18 protein-coding genes and 6 pseudogenes are annotated in these 18,777 nt (G+C 41.3%); 6 read left to right on the top strand and 18 right to left on the bottom strand.

Features of this window, described 5'->3' with window-relative positions; translation table 11 throughout:
* Positions 1–16: 16 nt before the first annotated feature.
* Positions 17–227 (bottom strand): annotated as a pseudogene (locus tag RCG17_RS28380) (MBL fold metallo-hydrolase); the annotation flags it as partial.
* Between the two features lie 5 nt (positions 228–232).
* A complete protein-coding gene (locus tag RCG17_RS18040; RefSeq protein WP_308171485.1) occupies positions 233–1,213 on the bottom strand; it encodes a zinc-binding dehydrogenase in 981 nt (326 codons plus the stop codon).
* A gap of 291 nt (positions 1,214–1,504) precedes the next feature.
* On the opposite strand from RCG17_RS18040, the gene RCG17_RS18035 reads away from it, so the two are divergent.
* The 6 genes and pseudogenes from RCG17_RS18035 to RCG17_RS18010 all read left to right on the top strand — a co-directional run.
* Positions 1,505–1,801, top strand: coding sequence for a MarR family winged helix-turn-helix transcriptional regulator (locus tag RCG17_RS18035; protein ID WP_308171484.1), 297 nt, complete (start codon positions 1,505–1,507; stop codon positions 1,799–1,801).
* A gap of 48 nt (positions 1,802–1,849) precedes the next feature.
* Positions 1,850–2,497, top strand: a complete 648-nt coding sequence (locus tag RCG17_RS18030; protein WP_308171483.1) for an SDR family NAD(P)-dependent oxidoreductase — start codon at positions 1,850–1,852, stop codon at positions 2,495–2,497.
* Positions 2,498–2,602: 105 nt separating this feature from the next.
* Complete coding sequence (locus tag RCG17_RS18025; protein ID WP_308171482.1) at positions 2,603–3,139, top strand: NAD(P)H-dependent oxidoreductase; 537 nt, start codon at positions 2,603–2,605, stop codon at positions 3,137–3,139.
* A 146-nt stretch (positions 3,140–3,285) separates the two neighbouring features.
* Positions 3,286–3,810: an NAD(P)H-dependent oxidoreductase gene (locus tag RCG17_RS18020; protein ID WP_308171481.1), complete on the top strand. Its 525-nt coding sequence runs from the start codon at positions 3,286–3,288 to the stop codon at positions 3,808–3,810.
* A gap of 27 nt (positions 3,811–3,837) precedes the next feature.
* Positions 3,838–4,092: pseudogene (locus RCG17_RS18015) on the top strand (short-chain dehydrogenase); the annotation flags it as partial.
* Positions 4,093–4,102: 10 nt separating this feature from the next.
* A pseudogene (locus RCG17_RS18010) lies at positions 4,103–4,198 on the top strand (MerR family DNA-binding transcriptional regulator); the annotation flags it as partial.
* Between the two features lie 72 nt (positions 4,199–4,270).
* Here RCG17_RS18010 and RCG17_RS18005 read toward each other — a convergent pair.
* The 16 genes and pseudogenes from RCG17_RS18005 to pdxS all read right to left on the bottom strand — a co-directional run.
* Positions 4,271–4,423 (bottom strand): annotated as a pseudogene (locus RCG17_RS18005) (sporulation protein YhbH); the annotation flags it as partial.
* A 75-nt stretch (positions 4,424–4,498) separates the two neighbouring features.
* Positions 4,499–4,797: pseudogene (locus RCG17_RS18000) on the bottom strand (arginase family protein); the annotation flags it as partial.
* A gap of 152 nt (positions 4,798–4,949) precedes the next feature.
* A complete protein-coding gene (locus tag RCG17_RS17995; protein ID WP_308171480.1) occupies positions 4,950–6,452 on the bottom strand; it encodes an amino acid permease in 1,503 nt (500 codons plus the stop codon).
* 269 nt (positions 6,453–6,721) lie between these two features.
* On the bottom strand, positions 6,722–7,000 hold the full coding sequence (locus tag RCG17_RS17990) for a YokU family protein (protein ID WP_308171479.1): 279 nt from the start codon (positions 6,998–7,000) through the stop codon (positions 6,722–6,724).
* 2 nt (positions 7,001–7,002) lie between these two features.
* Entirely contained in the window at positions 7,003–8,412 is a 1,410-nt protein-coding gene (gene ablA, locus RCG17_RS17985; protein WP_308171478.1) for a lysine 2,3-aminomutase, read from the bottom strand.
* Between the two features lie 67 nt (positions 8,413–8,479).
* A complete protein-coding gene (locus RCG17_RS17980) occupies positions 8,480–8,959 on the bottom strand; it encodes a GNAT family N-acetyltransferase (RefSeq protein WP_308171477.1) in 480 nt (159 codons plus the stop codon).
* On the bottom strand, positions 8,947–10,467 hold the full coding sequence (locus tag RCG17_RS17975; RefSeq protein WP_308171476.1) for a M81 family metallopeptidase: 1,521 nt from the start codon (positions 10,465–10,467) through the stop codon (positions 8,947–8,949). The genes RCG17_RS17980 and RCG17_RS17975 overlap by 13 nt, the downstream gene beginning before the upstream one ends.
* Positions 10,468–10,537: 70 nt before the next feature.
* Positions 10,538–11,985, bottom strand: a pseudogene (locus tag RCG17_RS17970) (aldehyde dehydrogenase).
* A gap of 45 nt (positions 11,986–12,030) precedes the next feature.
* A complete protein-coding gene (locus RCG17_RS17965; protein WP_308171475.1) occupies positions 12,031–13,326 on the bottom strand; it encodes an aspartate aminotransferase family protein in 1,296 nt (431 codons plus the stop codon).
* A complete protein-coding gene (locus RCG17_RS17960) occupies positions 13,310–14,335 on the bottom strand; it encodes an aminotransferase family protein (RefSeq protein WP_308171474.1) in 1,026 nt (341 codons plus the stop codon). The genes RCG17_RS17965 and RCG17_RS17960 overlap by 17 nt, the downstream gene beginning before the upstream one ends.
* Positions 14,277–14,552: an aminotransferase class III-fold pyridoxal phosphate-dependent enzyme gene (locus tag RCG17_RS17955; protein WP_308171473.1), complete on the bottom strand. Its 276-nt coding sequence runs from the start codon at positions 14,550–14,552 to the stop codon at positions 14,277–14,279. Before RCG17_RS17955 ends, RCG17_RS17960 begins: the two co-directional genes overlap by 59 nt.
* Before the next feature lie 130 nt (positions 14,553–14,682).
* Positions 14,683–15,873, bottom strand: a complete 1,191-nt coding sequence (locus RCG17_RS17950; RefSeq protein ID WP_308171472.1) for a thiolase family protein — start codon at positions 15,871–15,873, stop codon at positions 14,683–14,685.
* Positions 15,873–16,535 carry a 3-oxoacid CoA-transferase subunit B gene (locus tag RCG17_RS17945; protein WP_308171471.1) on the bottom strand — a complete coding sequence of 221 codons (663 nt, stop codon included), beginning with the start codon at positions 16,533–16,535 and terminating at the stop codon, positions 15,873–15,875. The genes RCG17_RS17950 and RCG17_RS17945 overlap by 1 nt, the downstream gene beginning before the upstream one ends.
* A gap of 1 nt (position 16,536) precedes the next feature.
* Positions 16,537–17,193 (bottom strand): CoA transferase subunit A, encoded by a 657-nt coding sequence (locus RCG17_RS17940; protein WP_308171470.1) that lies wholly within the window; start codon positions 17,191–17,193, stop codon positions 16,537–16,539.
* A gap of 162 nt (positions 17,194–17,355) precedes the next feature.
* The gene (locus RCG17_RS17935; protein WP_308171469.1) at positions 17,356–17,685 is read right to left on the bottom strand and encodes a DUF3870 domain-containing protein; all 330 of its coding nucleotides are present in this window, start codon (positions 17,683–17,685) and stop codon (positions 17,356–17,358) included.
* A gap of 154 nt (positions 17,686–17,839) precedes the next feature.
* The gene (gene pdxS / locus RCG17_RS17930; RefSeq protein ID WP_308171468.1) at positions 17,840–18,721 is read right to left on the bottom strand and encodes a pyridoxal 5'-phosphate synthase lyase subunit PdxS; all 882 of its coding nucleotides are present in this window, start codon (positions 18,719–18,721) and stop codon (positions 17,840–17,842) included.
* Positions 18,722–18,777 lie beyond the last annotated feature (56 nt).

Genomic DNA, 18,777 nt, shown 5'->3' with positions numbered 1-18,777 from the left:
GCTATTGTAAGCGGCTCCTCTTTTTGGGTGGATGTAAATCATCCATACTTGTAAAAAAAGTCCTGAAAGTAGTAAATTATCAATTTCGTGATAGTAAACGACATGCCCTGGATAATGACCAGGTGTTAGATAATAATGTATAGTCCAGTGTTCAAGTGTTTGCTCTGTTATCGCTAAACAATATTCGCTGCTCCTGTTTTTTCAAGGTTATTTTTATTCGGATATGGTGTTTTTATTTTATTTTTGCTACAATTTTCCCCTTCACATGTCGTTCTGAAAGACGGGATAAAGCGTCTGGAACTTCCTCAAGGCTTATTATTTCTTTTAACATAGAAGAAATTTTCCGTTCACTCACTAACTTAAGCATTTCACCGCCCATTATCCCCAGATCTTGTTGAGCCTTATGATTACCGGATTGGTGTGCTGCACCGAGGGCAATTTCATGATACGAAACCGATTTTGTAAAAGGCTTTACTTTTGTAAAATCAGGTGCACCTGATATAAAAACAATGTGTCCCAAAAAGGCAAGGGTGTCTAATGAATCCGTTGCACTTTGTCTACTTACTGCATCTACCACAGCATCCACACCATGTCCATTTGTAATCTCCATTACTCTTGCAGTCACATCTTCCAGATGGTAATCAATTGCATAATCTGCACCAAGTGATTTTACATAGTTATGGTTATGACTTGAAGCAGTGGAAATCACCTTTTTGCCTGCATGTTTGGCTAATTGAACAGCAAATCCTCCTACTCCGCCAGCACCGCCATGTATTAAAATGGTTTCAACACGATCCAATGGCAGTTTACGGAATAACGATTGGTATGCTGTGTACCCAGCTGTTGGCAAAGCTGCCGCATCTTCAAACGTTACCTCGCCTGGAATACGAGAAACAGTATGTGCCGTGGTAACAGTGTATTCAGCATAGCCCCCTTTCTTAGTAAGATCTCCATGATAGACTACTCGATCACCTTTTTTCCACTGAGTGACCCCTTCACCAATCCCTGCCACTATACCTGCTACGTCTAAACCCAGAATATGAGGATAAGACCAATTGGAATTGCCACCAGTAGCTGTTTTATAATCAACAGGATTTAACCCAACCGCATATACCTCAACTAATATCTCCCCTGGATCGAGATTTGGTGTTTCAACTTCTTCTACCTTCATGTCTTTCCATTGACCTTTTTCACGCAATAGCAATGCTTTCATTTATTCCATCCTTTTCATGTAATCTTAATAAGTTTTAGAACAAAGTTTATAATATATACTGATTCTGATGGAAACAAGAAAAAAATGATTTAGTTGACCTTAACGTAATTTCGTGTTAATTTGTATATGCAAATGAATAAAAGGATCTGATTAAATGAATGAAGAAGAACAGGTATTAATTCATTGTCTTTACTTTACAGCTAGCCGCTTGCTCGTACCATTACAAAATTAGCCGAAAAGACATTTGATTTTGGTGACCTTGCTCCTTCCTATCTTTACATGATTATGATTGTGAAGTTCCATCCAGAAATCACACAGAAGGAACTATGCCACAAGTTATCCATTGCGCCTTCGACCAGTACGCGGTTTATTGATAAACTTGAAAAATTAAAACTGGTTACCAGAAAAGCGGATGGAAAACAAACTCTTATCTCTTTAACAGAAGAAGGAGAAAATATATACCGGCAGTTTCGGGTCTCTTTAAAAGAATTGTTTACCAGCTATTCAGAAGTCTTAGGACGTGAGTTCAGTAAAGATTTAAGTCTTATGCTTCACGAAGCGAGCAATAAGCTAGAAAGAGATCTATAATTTTTTTCCTTTCATTTGCATATACAAATATATTAGGAGGTAGTTGTTATGTCAGAAAAGATATTGCTAATTGTCGGTGCAGGACCAGGGATTAGCTTAAATACAGCAAAGAAATTCGGAAAAGAAGGCTTTAATGTTGCTTTGATTTCCCGCAGTATGGATTCATTACAGAAATATGAAAGTGAACTTAAAGATGATGGGATTGCAGCAAAAGGATTTCCTGGGGATGTCTCTTCAGTAGAATCTTTAAAAACAGCCATTGATGCGGTAATTAAAACTTATGGAAAAATTGATGTACTCTTATACAATGCTGCTGCAGGAAGACCAGGCAAACCAACAACATTAAGTATGGATCAATTAGTGGAAGATTTTAAAATCAATGTAGCTGGAGCTCTTACCAGTGTAAAAGAAGTGATACCCCATATGGAAAATGGAACAATTTTATTAACGGGCGGAGGATTAGCTCTTCACCCCTATGCTGATTATGCTTCATTAGCGATTGGAAAAGCAGGTATTCGCAATTTAGCAAACAGCTTGCACCAAGAATTGAGCCCTAAAGGAATTTATGTTGGAACATTAACGATTAACGGTTTTGTACAAGAAGGAACCTATTATTCAGCTGAAAATATAGCGAAGGCATTTTATAGCATGTATGAAAAACAAACGGAAACAGAAATTATATTTGAAGAAAAGTAAAATTTTTTAAAATTACATTTGTATGTACAAATATAAAATTTTCTCTGAGAGTAACAATAAGTGAAATCAAAATAGAAAAGAAAAAAACAAAAGGAGACTTACTAAATGAAAACTCTTGTCATTATCACCCACCCTACTTTGGAACAATCTCGTATTAACCGCACTTGGATGCAGGAATTGAAGAAACACAAAGAAATAACGATTCATACGCTTTATCAAGCGTATCCAGATGGGAAAATAAACGTAGCACACGAACAAAGCCTATTAGAATCACATGATCGTATTATTCTTCAATTTCCATTCTACTGGTACAGCACGCCTTCTTTGTTAAAACAATGGCAGGATGAAGTGCTCTCGTACGGCTGGGCATATGGCGAAGGCGGTGACAAGCTTCACGGTAAAGAACTTGGTCTTGCGATTTCAACCTTTGGACCGGAAGAGTCATATCAGACTTCTGGCTATAATCATTTTACCATGGAGACCTTAACAACTCCTTTACAGCAAACAAGCAATCTCATTGGCACGAAGTTTTTACCCTTGTTTGTGTTGAATGGTGTGATGCATGTTTCAGATCAAGAACTTGCTGAAAATGCTAAAGCATATGTTGAACACGTTCTTCAGCCCTCAAAGATAGAAGCATAATTTATCCACACACAACGGGAAAGTAACACTAAATACCCAATTTGTTCACGTTAATTTCTCAGTTGAAATGAATAAAGGTATTTCTTCCACTGAAATACCTTTTAATTTTTTTATTTGAATGTACTACTAATTGAAAGGTGATTATGATGAAAACATTAGTTATTGTAACCCATCCAAACCTGGAACAGTCGAAAATAAATAGAACGTGGATGAACCGTCTTCAACAAGAAGAAAATGTTACGGTCCATAATCTATATGCACATTACCCAACATTTGAGATTGATGTGAAAAAAGAACAGCAGCTTCTATTGGAGCATGATCGTATCGTTTTGCAATTCCCATTCTACTGGTACAGTTCACCCGCTTTGTTAAAACAATGGCAGGATTTGGTTCTTACTTACGGTTGGGCATATGGGTCAGAAGGAACGAAATTATGCGGCAAAGAGTTTATGTTAGTAATTTCAACAGGCGGACCTGAAGAAGCTTATCAAGCTGGCGGATACAATCACTTTAGCATAAGCGAGTTAACCAAACCATTTCAGGCAACAGCTAACTTGACCGGAATGCGGTTCTTGCCTACTTTTACGAAACAGGGAGTACGCCTCTTAACGAACGAACAAGTCCTCGAAAGTGCTGAAGAACTGGTACGTCGTCTGAAAAATAACTATTAGAAAAGAGGAGGAAATATAAATGCTGGCCCCCTTAATATATTAGGCTATAATTCATCAAAAACCGCTGTAAATTCTTTAACATTAGCTTTTGGTAAAGAATTTGGTACAAAAGGTCCTGAAATATTAGGTGTGACACCTGGTTTTACCTCTACCGACCTTAATGGCAATGCTCCAGGTGGAAAAACAACTGCTGAAGGTGCACAAATCATTGTTAAATACGCCTTAAGCGAAACAAATTATAATGGTAAAATTCTGAACAAAAATGGGATTATTCCTTGGTAAGGGAAATCCTATGAATTATACGATTGGACAAGTTGTAAAAATCAATCATTTATCCATTTCTCAATTACGCTACTATGATAATCAAGGACTGTTCCCCTTTATTCAAGGTTGAAATGCGCTATGCTCTCCAGCTTTTCATAAACAAGAAATCGACAGGTCCTTTACCTGTCGATCAGCCTTATGCGTATTGTTTACTGTCTTCATTCTTAAAAAAGCTTTTCATTGAGTGGAACACGTCAGCTTTTTGTTTTAGTACATAATAGCGGAAATTCTCATTTTTTATGTTCTTATAGGCAGACATTAGCGTTGAATGGCGATTATACTGGTTAACCTATATACCCTATACACAATAAAAAATCCAGCCATTAGCAAAGATCACAAATTGAAGAACAAACATCCTTTACAATTATCCATACCACAGCATTACGCCGGTAAGGAAAGTTAAAAATACTTGCGTACCAAGTTTAACTGTCGGCTGTACATGAAAATCCCTTAATGGATCCAGACAGACAATGTCCATTGCATTTACCTTGTTAGTATCCCTTCCAGCAGTTCTGCTGTAGTCATGCCTCCCGGCGTTGAGGCTGGCACTCCTGGAGCGTAAGCAATATCAAGGACATCCATATCAAAAGTTAAATAGATCGTATCAACTTTTGAAGCTAATTCTTCTAAACTTTGGAGAACAGTTTCTTCAATACCATTCTTTCAATTTTTACTCATTATACACAAAAAAACCCAATAGGGCAGACCTTTTTTTAGTGTCCACTCTATAGGGTACAGTTCATTTTTCTTGCTTGACCTTTTCTATTTGGTCTTGGCTAATAATGAGTGGCGAATCGACATGAATCACAATACTTCTATTTAGATGACATCTCTTCAAAAGAACATTCTTTCAGTGAAAGGACCTTTGTTTTATGAACAAGCTTATAACCAAGCCATAATACCAAAAAGATCGGTAAACCAATATAGGTAACAGCCACCCCATACCAATCAATTTTATTGGAAATAAAAGCTTGATAATTTTGGCCGAACATGACAATGACACACATTAGAAAAGCGAGAATCGGACCGAACGGGAACCATTTTGCTTTAAATTTTAAATCATCAATATTCCTTCCCTGGGCTATATATGCTTTTCTAAAACGGTAGTGGCTGACTGCAATTCCAAGCCATGCAATAAATCCGGTTAAGCCTGATGCATTTAATAACCATGTATACACTTGATCCCCAAAAATAGACGTTAAAAATCCCAAGCCACCGACTAAGGTCGTTATAACAAGGGCATTCATCGGAATCCCGCGATCATTTACATTTTGTAAAAATTTAGGTGCCTGACCGTCCTTTGCCATCGACCAAAGCATGCGTGTCGATGCATACAAACCGGAATTACCTGCCGATAAAACTGATGTCAAAATGACTGCATTCATCACAGACGCTGCAAACGCAATGCCTACCTTCTTAAAAACAAGGGTAAAAGGACTAACAGCAATGCCATCGACATCCCTGCCTAAAAGGTTAGGACTTGTATATGGGATTATAAGGCCGATCACGGCAATCGCTACAATATAGAATAGAAGAATACGCCAAAAAACTTGGCGAATCGCCTTTGGAACATTTTTCTCCGGCTCTTCACTTTCTCCTGCAGCAATCCCGACGAGTTCCGTTCCTTGAAATGAAAAACCTGCAATCAAAAAAATACTTAAAATGGACAAAAGGCCGCCGTGAATGGGAGCATCTCCTATAGTAAAGTTTTTAAAGCCGATAAACTGTCCGCCCAGAATACCGAAAATAGTAAGCAAACCGACTCCAATGAAGACAATGATGGTTGCGACTTTTATTAAGGAGAACCAATACTCCGATTCTCCGTAACTTTTAACCGACAATGCATTCAATAAAAAGATTAACCCTAAAAAGAGTCCGCTCCACACGATGCTCGGTACACTCGGAAACCAAAACTTCATAATAATAGCTGATGCAACGATTTCAACCGCCAGTGTAATAGCCCAGTTAAACCAATAATTCCAGCCAAGCGCAAAACCAAATGCAGGATCGACAAAACGGCTTGCATAAGTTGAGAAGGATCCCGAAACCGGCATAAATGTTGCCATTTCTCCGAGACTTGTCATTAAAAAGTAGACCATGATGCCGATCGCTCCATAAGCGATTATCGCTCCACCGGGTCCAGCTGTTTGTATGGACGCACCTGTCGCTAAAAATAACCCTGTCCCGATTGACCCTCCAATCGCAATCATCGTCATGTGACGTGCCTTTAGGTTGCGTTTAATATGTTTCCGTTCATCGTTTAAATTCTGAACTATCTGACTATTTTCGTTATTAGCATCCTTATTAATTGCTTCCATTCTTGTCCTCCTCAATTTTTAAACGATAAGCATCTATCAAGCTTTTTGGAAACATCCGACCGTAACCATCTATTTTTCAATATATTTACCAGCCGATAGGAAAACGCTTACAAATGATATTAAAAATTCTTTGGGGCCTAGTTCTCTCTTGCTAATTGGTGTTAAACCTTGGTTCTTAAGGGCAAATACCTCCCTGGTCTGGGTAACCGGGATAATTTGCCCTTAAGAAGTAATTTTATCTCTTGGTTATTTTTCAAAAGAACTGCTAATTATTTTGAGAAATCAAAGTAATTTCGCTTCAATAAGCGAGGAGCTGTCATAAGGTTTTCAAACGTAATACTTTTTTCAAACTTTGAGGTATCAATTAAAAATAGTTGATCCTCAATTTCTTGAACTGTATGATCCGTTTGATAGATTATTCCGCATTCCAAACAATGAATGGATGGTGTGGCCTGAATTTCAATTACTTTTGTTCCATCTGGAAGTTCCCAATAAACAGTGATGCTCGTTTCGCATGCTGTGTCAGATTCGCACCATTGACAAACCAAAATTATTCCTCCTTTGCTCCTACTGTCTCGTACCTGCTCAATTGGGCCTGGAATTTTTTCTCTTTCAACTCATCACGCTTATCACGTTTATCCTTTAAAGAGCTGTGCTCAGGATTTGCCTTATATGTTTTTCGACGGTCCAACCGTTTTAAGCCTTCAGGAATAAGGTTAAATTTCGTATCATCAATAAGCGATAGAACACCATTACTTTCAAACTTTTCAAACACTTCAGGATAAACCTGTTTATAATAATCCTCCGCACTCCCCTGCACATAATTTTGCGGTTCTGGATAAGATGTAATGACACCTTCAAAGTTACGTAATACGACTTTATTCGAGCTTTGAGAAATGATATAGTTCGGCTGCAACGGAATTTTGCCACCGCCGCCAGGAGCATCAACAATAAATGTTGGAACGGCATAACCCGATGTATGGCCCCGCAGTCCTTCCATGATTTCCAACCCTTTACTGATAGGAGCACGGAAATGGCCAATCCCCTCTGATAAATCACATTGGTAAATGTAATATGGGCGAACGCGAATTTTAACAAGATCATGCATAAGCTGTTTCATAATTGGTACACTGTCGTTAATACCAGCTAAAATTACCGACTGGTTACCAACAGGTACACCAACATTTGCAAGCATTTCACATGCACGCTTTGATTCTTCGGTAATTTCAATCGATGTATTGAAATGTGTATTCAGCCAAACTGGATGATACTTTTTCAAGATATTACAAAGATTTTCGGTAATCCGCTGCGGGAATACGACAGGTGCTCTTGTACCGATTCGAATAATTTCTACATGCGGAATTTCCCGTAAATTCTTTAAAATATATTCTAAAATATTATCGTTAATAAGCAGCCCGTCTCCTCCGGAAATTAACACATCCCGAATTTGCGGGTTTGAGGCAATATAATTTATCGCTGTGTCTAATTGTTTCTTAGGTACGCCCATTCCGATTTGACCGGAGAAACGCCGCCTTGTGCAATAACGGCAATACATGGAACATTGGTTTGTTACGAGGAACAGCACTCGATCGGGATAACGATGTGTTAACCCTGGTACTGGTGAATCTTCATCTTCGTGAAGAGGATCTTCTAAATCATATTTTGTTTTATGCAATTCCTGAGAAATCGGAACTGACTGCATTCGAATCGGACATCTTGGATCATCCTGATCCATAAGAGATGCATAGTATGGCGTGATGTTTAACGGGATTGTTTTTGTGGAAATTCTGACTCCTTCTTCTTCCTCTGGTGTTAAGTTAACTACTTTCTTTAAGTCTTCTAAATTTTTGATTGTATTCGTCAGCTGCCAAACCCAATCGTTCCATTGCTCATCCGTTACATCCTTCCAAAGTTCGATTTCTTTCCAATGTCTTTTCGGTTTGAATAAAGTGTTTCTCATTTAAATCCTCCTATACTATTTTTTTTATTAACCCTTTTTGATAGATTTCCTCTGACAGGTAACCTCATTAAGAAATGAGGTATTCCATATAGTAGCGGTTTTCCCCTTCACCAAATTCATCGAATCTCGTCTCATTTACCGTAAATCCCACTTTTTCATATAACTTAACGGCTGCCTTATTTTCAATGTTGACCGTAAGGCAAACCTTTTGAAATCCATCTTGTTTAAGAATCGGATAAATCTCCTGAAGAAATAATTTTCCTATTCCTTTCCCTTGCTGGTCAGAGCGGACATAAAATCCAAAAATGTAGGCTTTATGAATGTCATTGTAAGCTCTCATCACTTCGCAAATCGCTATTGGCCTTGGATCATTTTGCTGCCGATACTGTATAAGTTTTCCATAACGTGCAAGTGGAACAAGGGTTTGTTCATCAACTGCTCCCATTCCCGGAAAAGCATCTTTCTCAAGATCCATCATCATTGTCAGCTCTTCTGGTTTTAAAGAAGCTGGTACTTCGACATAATAGGTTTTGTTTAACGTTTCCATTTTCTTTCCCCCTTAAGTTCCATTTCAAATTGAACATCATCCAGCGGCCAAATCGGTCTGGGAATATAACGATACGTAAAAGTTGTCAAACGATTGGAAGCAACGCCGGGTGCATCCACATAGATGATCCGTCCTACAAGCGGTTCAAATGCTGCACGAAAATGATTTTTAGCCTTGAGCGCAAGAATTTTCTTCGTCGATGGCTCAAGACCAATATGCCGAAACATTTCGGGGTCATTGGCTGACATCGGCCGGCCAATGAGAAGTATATCCATCCTGCCAACACGAATATGAGCTGCTCCTTTTAAATCTACTTTTAAATGCTGATTGAAGGGGCCCGAATTATGAAATATTCCGTCTGATATCGCCACTACCGTTGCTTCCACCTGAACCGGCTCCCCAAATTCAGGTGATACTTTGCCTCCAAGGGACAACCATACCTTTTTTCCTGCTCCCGCTTTACGGCAAGCCTCAATAGATTCGGGATCGTAGAGTCCGCCAAACAACGTGTCAGGAATGTTCAACTTCACCATCTCCCGAAGCAGCTCTGTTGTATCCCCGCTCCCGCAGCTTAAAGGATTATCCGAGATGTCCGCCAGTACGACCGGTTTGACATCTTCAATAGACAACGCCAAATCAAGTCCTTCCTTTACACTGGGCAAATGGATAATAAATTCTTCTCTTAGACTCCAAAACAAGGAAGCCATCTTTTTAGCAATCTCTTTTCCTTTTTGCGGAGCTAGTGAAACAACAAGGATACTTGCTCCGGCTATGGGGATATCCGAATAGGGAAAACCGCCAAATACGGAAACATTATAAACTCCTTCGTCCTCTTCGGCTTGTTTCGCCCGCTCGATCATTTTGTGCATTGGCCCTTCTGCCGTTCTCATATTGATAGAGGGTGGCATCATTGGTAATTTTTCAAAAGAAGCATAATAAGTTACACCTTCCTTTAATTGCTTCATCAAAGCCTTTGATGCCCGAACGCCTTGGTCATACATATCAACATGTGGATATGTTTTAAATCCAAAATGGAGTGGTGTGTGATGAATCATTTTTTCACTTAAATTGGCGTGCATATCCAGTGTTGTAGCAATTGGAACATTCGGTCCTATTAGCTTGCGAATGTTCCCCAGCAGATGCTCTTCCGGGTCAAAGATGTCCTCCACGACCATTGCTCCATGCAATGCCAGCAATAAACCATCCAACCTTCCCGCCTGTTTAATGGACTCGAGCATTTGGTTTTCGATGATGGAGTACGCTTCTGTTGATACCACCCCCGAAGGAATCGCAGCCGCACAAATTAGGGGTACTATCTCCACATCCTTTTCTTGTTTCAATACATCCAAAAACCCGCTCACTTCCGTTTTCGTCCCCAAATAGGCATCATAAATTTCATTGCCGATAAAGTAGCCCTCATTTCGAAACTGTTCAATTTCCGTTTTCATCGGGCTAAAGCTGTGGGATTCATGATAAAAGAATGCAATACCGACACGATAATTTCTCATCCTCTCCCCCCTTTATGTTTATAAACTTCGAAAAAATCGATCACTTTTAAATACAGACATGGGCTGTTCATTAATAGTTCGTATAAATTGACTTCCACTCTGTCATGACATCAAATGCATGATGGGAAACTTCACGGTGGCCGTTTCCGGACATTTTCATCCCACCAAATGCCACACCCATCTCAGCATTTGATGTGCCGTTATTAATATAGACAAGTCCGGTTACCGCTTCCTTTGCAGCACGGTTTGCATAATGAAGGCTCTCAGTGTATATGGAAGTTGATAATCCATAAATGGTCCCGTTATTTACCTCCATGGCTTCCTCATATGAATCTACTTCAATGATGGCAAGAACAGGGCCAAATATTTCTTCCTGTGCAATGGAGTGGTTTGGTTTCACATTCTCAATGATCGTAGGCTCATAATAATAACCGCCTAAGTCTTTGACACGCTGCCCGCCTGACACGATTTTCCCGCCTTCTTCAATCGCAGTGTTTACATATTTTTCAACCGTATGAAGCTGTTCTTCATTGACGAGCGGACCGATTTGATTCCCCTCTTCAAGTCCATTTCCTATTTTCATAGACTTTGTTAAATCTGCTAATTTTTGTACGAGCGGTTCCTTTACGGGACGCTCGACGATTACCCGGCTTGCCGCTGTACAGCGCTGGCCGGTTGTCGTAAACGCTGATTTTATGATTCCGTCTGCGGCCTTGTCCAAGTCGGCATCCTTCAAGACGATCACCGCATTTTTTCCGCCCAGTTCCAAAGAAATCCGTTTTAGTGTTTTACTGCCCATTTCCGCCAACTTTTGTCCAACTTCTGTTGAACCCGTAAACGAAATAACTTTCACATCGGGATGCTCTGCAAGTGTTTGTCCTACAATTCTTCCAGACCCGGTTATTAAGTTGACAACCCCCGCCGGAAGCCGGCTTCATCTAAAATTTCCATGAAAATCTTTGCCGATAGGGCAACTTCTGATGCAGGCTTCCACACAACGGTATTACCGGCAATCAGAGCTGAAAAGATTTTGTAGGAAGCAAGCGCCACAGGGAAATTCCAGGGAGTAATGCATGCCGCAACACCAAGGGGCTCACGAATCATTCTTACATTTCTGTCCGGGAAGCTGGCAGGAACTGTTTCTCCAAAGAGGCGTCGTCCCTCGCCCGCCATATATTGAGCCGTCGCGATGACTACTCCAACTTCGCCTAAAGACTCGGGCAAGACTTTGCCCATTTCCATTGTCATAACACTTGCAATTTCCTGTTTTCGCTGTTCAAATAAGTGGGCAGCTTTTAGTAAATAAGCGGATCGTTCTGGAATCGGAGTATTCTTCCATATTGAATATGCTTCATTCGCATGTTCGACTGCCTCATTTACTTGTCCCAGTGTGGCAGCTGCGCACATTCCGACAAGTTCGCCCGTTGCCGGATTCAAGCTTTTAAAGTAGGACTGATCAGGGGCATTGACCCATTCTCCGTTTATATAAAGATCTCCCTGAAGAATATCTTTTTTCATTTGACTAGGCATAAATTTGACCTCCTTTGTGGTATTTCTCCAAAATTAAGTTCCTGAAATGGTTTCGATTATTACATCTTCCAAAATGGTTAATCCTTTATCCAATACATCATCTTGAATATTAAGAGGCAGCATTAAGCGGATCGTTTGCCCACTTACACCGCAGTTCATAATGAGCAGGCCATTTTCCAATGCTTTCGATTTAATTTTAGGTACAAAGTAAGCAGCCGATTGTGAATCAAATTCTATTCCGATCATCATGCCAACTCCTCGGACTTCAACAATGCCAGGTAAATGTCCCACGGAGTTTTGAAGCCTGTTTACAATCTCGGCGCCGAGTTTGGCACTGCGTTCGACTAACTTCTCTTCCTCGATGACCTCAATGTTTGCCAATGCCGCTGCACAAGAAACCGGATTTCCTCCAAAAGTCGAACCATGGCCGGCTGTAGGCCATTTTTCATGAAGCGCGCGGCTTGCCACAATTGCACCAAGAGGCATACCGCCGGAAAGGGCTTTTGCTAATACCAAAATATCCGGTGTGACATTTGCATGCTCTGCCGCGAACATTTTGCCGGGACGGCCAAACCCTGTTTGCACTTCGTCAAAGATAAGCAAAATGCCGTGTTCCTCTGTAATCTTTCTTAACGCCTGTAAAAAGCTTGGCGGCGCCGGATAATAGCCGCCTTCACCCATTACAGGTTCAATGATGATGGCCGCTACACGGGAAGGATCCATGCGTAAATCGAACAGTTTCTGGAGCTGATTCAAGCAATACTCTTCAGCTTCTTCCGCTTTAATGTTTTTCAATTGGCCAGGATACGGATAGGGTGCATGGTAGACTTCGCCAAGAATCGGTTCATAATAACGGCGGTATTTAGAACTTGAAGCAGTGATGGCTGTTGCACCTAATGTACGCCCGTGAAACGATCCTTCAAATGCAATAATTGCCGGTCTTCCTGTTGCCGCCTTTGCCAGTTTCAGCGCACCGTCAATCGCTTCAGCTCCGGAATTGGAGAAAAAGACTGTGTCTAAATTTCCCGGTGTGATTTGTGCTAGCTTTTCCGCTAAATTTGCTGCAGTTTCATAGTAGCCATAATTCAATCCAAGGTGAATCAAGGCTTCAGCTTGCTTTTTAATGGCTTCCACCATTTTTTCGTTTGTATGCCCAACTGCATTGACAGCCACTCCTGAAACGAAATCGATATATTCCTTTCCATCTGTCGTCCAAAATTTGGCGCCATGTGCTTTTTCAATGACAAGCTCGGTTACCCTTGTCATAACCGGTGATAAATGTTTTTTGGCTTTTTCTTGGATTTCTTCTGTTTTATTTTGTACTTTCATAAAGCTCATCCTTTCTTAATTGGTGATGGAATATAGTAAATGATTCATCTAAAATTCTTACAATCTCATCGATTTCTGATTTCGTGACATTTAAAGGAGGGCTGACGATAAGGTGCTCTCCCTTTACACCATCAATTGAACCTGAACCGGGATAAAAAACAGCACCGAGTTCCATCGCAATCCCATTCAATTTTTCAGCAGCTTTTTCAGCTGGATCAAATAACAAATCTTGGTCATGATCCTTCACAAGCTCCATTCCGATTAAAAGCCCTTTGCCACGAACATCTGATATATTTGAATGTTTTTGCTTCAGCTCCAAAAGGCGCTTGAAAAGGTAGGGACCTTGTTTTTTGACATTTTCCAGCACCATATCCCGTTCATATACGTCCAGTGCAGCAAGACCGGCTGCAACCGCTACAGGATGTCCGCTATAGGTGTAACCGTGGATAAATTTTCCATCGCTGTTTTGGATGAGGCCGTCGATTAACCTGTCATGAACAATCATTCCGGCAAGCGGAGCATATCCCGCTGATACCCCTTTTCCAAAAGTAATAATATCCGGTGTGATTCCAATCTGCTCTGTCGCAAAGTTGGTACCGGTACGACCGAATCCAGTCATCACTTCATCAATGATTAAGAGGATTTCGTAACGGTCACACAACTCTCTAACCTTCCCAAAATAACCCGGCGGCGGCGGAACAGCACCTTGCTGACTTCCGACAATCGGCTCGGCTATAAATGCCGAAACGTTCTCTGGCCCAAGCTCTAAAATGGTTCTTTCAATATCCGTTACGCACGCCCAGTTTTGTTTGGAAAGGCAATCATCTTTTTGTCGATCATATGGACATCGATGACAATAAGGAGAATAGACATGGGCGTAGTTTAAAAGATTGGGAGTGTATGCATGCCTTCTTTTAACATCTCCTCCTGCTGATAAAGAACCGATTGTGTTACCGTGATACGATTGCCATCTCCCAATCACGATATGTTTTTGGGGTACTGCCGGCATCCCTATGGTATTGCCTTGCTAATTTTAAAGCGCCTTCATTTGCTTCGGAGCCACCAGTTGTAAAATACACCTTATTTAAATTGTCCGGGGCCATTTTCCCAATTGTTTCAGCCAATTCATGCAACACTTTCGTCTCGAAACGCATTGTATGAACAAAAGCCGCTTTCTTTGCTTGTTCTGCCATGGCCTCTCCTATATACTTAATCCCATGGCCCAAGTTGGCTGCAACCGCTCCCGAACAAGCATCTAAATATTTTTTCCGGTTTCATCGATGAGATAGGCCCCTTCACCGCGGGTAATAATCGGGTACTCCTTTTTTAAATCACGATGAAACACGTAGTCTTTTTTTATCCGACCCATCTTTCCACCACCATTGCCATTCCTAATCCCCCAGCTACACAAATTGTTGCAAGGCCATATTGCCGTTTTTGTTTTTCAAGCTCATGACACAATGTAGTGATGATTCTTGCACCGGAGCACCCAAGTGGATGTCCTAAAGCAATCGCCCCTCCATTTACATTCACGTTGTCTCCTTTTATGCCCCATTCTTTTAAACAAGCAAGACTCTGAGCAGCGAATGCCTCATTTAATTCAATCAAATCGATATCTGCCAGACGGAGACCCGCTTTTTTCAACGCCATTTGGGATGCAGGAACAGGAGCAATTCCCATTTCTTTTGGCGATACACCAACTGCAGCAAAGGAACAAACCCTTGCTAACGGGACCACTCCCAGTTGTTTCGCTTTTTCTTCAGACATCAACAGCAGCATCGAGCCTCCATCATTTCTTCCGGATGCGTTTCCTGCTGTTACCGTACCATTCTCTTGAAACACAGGCCTTAGTGTTCCTAACTTTTCAAGTTCAGTCAATCTTGGGTGCTCATCGATCGCAAAGTGTCTGACTCCCTTTTTCCCTTCCTTTACAGGAACAGGAATGACTTCTTCTTCAAAACGGCCCAGTTCAATGGCACGTTTCGTTTTCTGCTGGCTGCTATAGGCAAATTCGTCTTGCTCACGCCGGCTAATGTTATATTTTTCAGCCAGCCATTCGGCTGTCTGCCCCATCGTGAAGCGACCGTATATCTCTTTCGGCTGGGATTTTGGCTGACTCTCCGTATTCGAATCATATAGCGTCACATCTCCCATCTTTAGGCCGAAGCGAGAACCGACTGTATAATGTGGGGCTTGAGACATACTTTCGACCCCTCCTGCTAAAACAACGTTAGCCTGACCTGCCAGAATGGACATCGCCCCGTTCATGACGGCCTGCATACCTGAACCGCACTGACGGTGAACGGTATAAGCAGGAATCGATTCCAGAAAATGGGCAAGTAACGCAGCAACCCTTGCAATATTAGGAGCATGCGCACTCTGTTTGGTTTGTCCGACGATCACTTCATCGACAATATTGGCACCGTAACCGGAAGCAGAAAGGTTATTTTTCATAATGAGAGATACCAGCTCTTCTGGACTTGTATTGGCCAGTGATCCTCCATAGCTTCCGATAGCAGTCCGAAACGCATTTACAATTACAACCACTACGTAGTCACCTCTTTGCTTTTATTTAAAGATTCAGCAATATGGAAGGGGGCATCCGTTTTCTGTTGCACTTCCTCAAGGGAAACTCCAGGGGACAGCTCGATAAGGTGAAGTCCATCTGCCTTTACAGCGAACACGGCCAAATCAGTAATAATTAAATCCACTATTCGTTCCGATGTGAGCGGATAGGTTAAATCCTCAACAATTTTTGACTCCCCCTTGGTGTTCATATGCATGGTGGTTACGATTACCTTTTTGGAGCCTTCCAATAAATCCATTGCCCCGCCTACTCCAAGAACACTTTTTCCTGGGACAGCCCAATTGGCGATCCTCCCAATCGCATCGATTTGCAGCACCCCAAGGATAGAAACACTTACATGACCTCCGCGAATCATCGCAAAGGAGGAAGCACTATCAAAAAAGGAGGACCCTGTCAAAACAGTGACAGGAAGTTTCCCTGCATTGACAAGATTTAGGTCAATTTGCTCCGGGGCAGGTGTAGGGCCTACGCCAAGAATTCCGTTTTCCGAGTGTAAAAAAACGTTAACATCTGCCGGAATATAGTCAGCAACCAGCGTTGGAATCCCGATCCCCAAATTGACGATATCCCCATTCTTTAATTCTTTCGCTGCTCTTGCAGCAATGTATTGTTTTGCGTTCAAGCTAGTTCCCTTCTTTCACAACGATATAATCAACGTATAAATGAGGGGTGACAATTTCTTCAGGAGAAAGCTGGCCTGCCTCCACCATCTCATCTACCTCTGCAATCACAACATCCGCAGCTGTTGCCATCATCGGATTAAAATTTCTTGCGGATTTGTTGTATATGAGATTTCCTAATTGGTCCGCTTTTTTCGCTTTAATGAAAGCAAAGTCGGCTTTAATGGGCTCCTGGAAAACATATTTTTTACCGTTAAGGGTGCGCTCTTCTTTGTTTTCCGCGATTTTTGTTCCTACGCTGACCGGTGTATAAAACCCTCCTATTCCCGCACCGCCTGCCCGAATCGCTTCAGACATCGTTCCCTGCGGGAGAACTTCCACTTCTAATTCTTTATCCTGATAGGCTTTAACCACCTCCGGGTTGGAGGTAAAATACGAACCTATCGCTTTTTTTACTTGTTTTTGCCGTACTAAAAACCCAAGACCTCTTCCTGGTTCTCCTAGGTTATTACTAATAATCTCTAAGTCTCTAACTTCCGCCTTAGCCAAAGCAGCTATTAAACTTAGCGGACTTCCTACTAGCCCAAATCCCCCTACCATAATCCGTGAGCCACTTTTAACTTTTTTTACAGCTTCTTCGCATGTAATCAGCTTGCTCATCTTATTTCCCTTCCTTTCCATCAAATATAAAAAGCGGGCAAAAACATAGTTCCTCCATAAAGAATGTTTTCTAACGAACATTCCTTACAAAGTGTCCATGTTTGCCCGGTTTTAATAAGACCATGGAAAGAGGTCATCTTCCCACTTTATTATAACCAAACGTTATTTATTCTTTTGCTTCACGTTATCCCAGTAGCGTTGAACTGCAGCTTGAAGAGCTACAATGATTGCTTGCTGGGAGGGAGCAAAATAAAAGCTTTGAATTCGTTCAATCAGCTGTTCAATCCCGTCTTGGAGACAGTAGCCGATCAGCAGTTTTTGAAAATAATTTTTCGTTAATTCTGCTACGAATGTAAATTCGGCATTGATAATTTTATGTTCTTTCAAATCCACTTCTAGTACAATTCCCGCATGCTTGTACATTTCATACATGGAAGTTCCCTGTGGTGCTTTAGCATATCCTGTAACAATCACTGTTTCCAGTGTTTGCATGCTCCTAAACCACCTTTCTAAAAAGAGTATACAAGTCAGAAAAAACAATGTCAATATAAATATTTTTAATTTTCTGAAATACGAAAGCGATTTCATTAACGAGCAAGCGCTTATGAATATTTTTTTAAAACTAGTACTCTTTCATAAAAACTCCTTACCAACCGCGCTCCTGCATACGTTCTTCAGGAGACAGTGACGAAATTTCAATACCTTTCATTGCAATTCCAAGATTCTTTGAAATCTCTGCAATTAGTTGATAGTCCTGGAAGTGGGTTGTTGCTTCAACAATCGCCCTGGCAAATCTTGCCGGATTATCAGATTTGAAGATTCCTGAACCCACGAATACTCCATCAGCACCTAACTGCATCATAAGTGCTGCATCAGCAGGCGTTGCTACTCCTCCGGCTGCAAAGTTTACAACCGGCAAACGTCCATTACGCTTAATCTCAAGAAGAATTTCATATGGAGCTCCCAACTGCTTTGCCTCTGTCATCAATTCATCTTCACACATTGCAACGACTTTACTTACTTGTGCATTTACCTTGCGGATATGACGAACAGCTTCCACGATATTACCTGTTCCCGGCTCTCCTTTTGTTCGAAGCATGGCTGCACCTTCACCAATACGGCGGGCTGCTTCGCCAAGATCACGGCAGCCGCAAACAAATGGAACAGTGTAAACTTTTTTATTTAGATGGTATTCTTCATCTGCCGGGGTTAAAACTTCGCTCTCATCAATATAGTCCACGCCCATTGCTTCAAGAACCCGGGCTTCTGTGATGTGGCCAATACGTGTTTTAGCCATAACTGGAATGGAAACCGCATTCATCACTTCTTCTATAATTCGTGGATCTGCCATCCTTGCTACTCCGCCGGCTGCACGAATATCAGAAGGAACGCGCTCCAATGCCATAACAGCTACCGCTCCCGCTTCCTCTGCTATCTTTGCTTGCTCAGCATTCACAACGTCCATAATGACGCCGCCCTTTTGCATTTCAGCCATGCCTCTTTTTACACGATCCGTACCCGTTTTCATAGTTATCCTCCTTTGATGATTATGAACGTATCTATTTATTTTTAAGGAAATTCTCT

The organism is Neobacillus sp. PS3-12 (assembly GCF_030915385.1).
Classification (GTDB): Bacteria; Bacillota; Bacilli; order Bacillales; family Cytobacillaceae; genus JAEVLT01.
Note: the sequence above shows the minus strand (reverse complement) of the source record. Positions and strands in the feature narration are given on the sequence as shown.

Excerpts from the sequence above, each read along its gene's own strand:
- RCG17_RS18040 (WP_308171485.1), bottom strand. The coding sequence starts at position 1,213 with ATGAAAGCATTGCTATTGCGTGAAAAAGGTCAATGGAAAGACATGAAG.
- RCG17_RS18030 (WP_308171483.1), top strand. The coding sequence starts at position 1,850 with ATGTCAGAAAAGATATTGCTAATTGTCGGTGCAGGACCAGGGATTAGC.
- RCG17_RS18025 (WP_308171482.1), top strand. The coding sequence starts at position 2,603 with ATGAAAACTCTTGTCATTATCACCCACCCTACTTTGGAACAATCTCGT.
- RCG17_RS18020 (WP_308171481.1), top strand. The coding sequence starts at position 3,286 with ATGAAAACATTAGTTATTGTAACCCATCCAAACCTGGAACAGTCGAAA.
- RCG17_RS17995 (WP_308171480.1), bottom strand. The coding sequence starts at position 6,452 with ATGGAAGCAATTAATAAGGATGCTAATAACGAAAATAGTCAGATAGTT.
- ablA (WP_308171478.1), bottom strand. The coding sequence starts at position 8,412 with ATGAGAAACACTTTATTCAAACCGAAAAGACATTGGAAAGAAATCGAA.
- RCG17_RS17980 (WP_308171477.1), bottom strand. The coding sequence starts at position 8,959 with ATGGAAACGTTAAACAAAACCTATTATGTCGAAGTACCAGCTTCTTTA.
- RCG17_RS17975 (WP_308171476.1), bottom strand. The coding sequence starts at position 10,467 with ATGAGAAATTATCGTGTCGGTATTGCATTCTTTTATCATGAATCCCAC.
- RCG17_RS17965 (WP_308171475.1), bottom strand. The coding sequence starts at position 13,326 with ATGAAAGTACAAAATAAAACAGAAGAAATCCAAGAAAAAGCCAAAAAA.
- RCG17_RS17960 (WP_308171474.1), bottom strand. The coding sequence starts at position 14,335 with ATGCCGGCAGTACCCCAAAAACATATCGTGATTGGGAGATGGCAATCG.
- RCG17_RS17940 (WP_308171470.1), bottom strand. The coding sequence starts at position 17,193 with ATGAGCAAGCTGATTACATGCGAAGAAGCTGTAAAAAAAGTTAAAAGT.
- RCG17_RS17935 (WP_308171469.1), bottom strand. The coding sequence starts at position 17,685 with ATGCAAACACTGGAAACAGTGATTGTTACAGGATATGCTAAAGCACCA.
- pdxS (WP_308171468.1), bottom strand. The coding sequence starts at position 18,721 with ATGAAAACGGGTACGGATCGTGTAAAAAGAGGCATGGCTGAAATGCAA.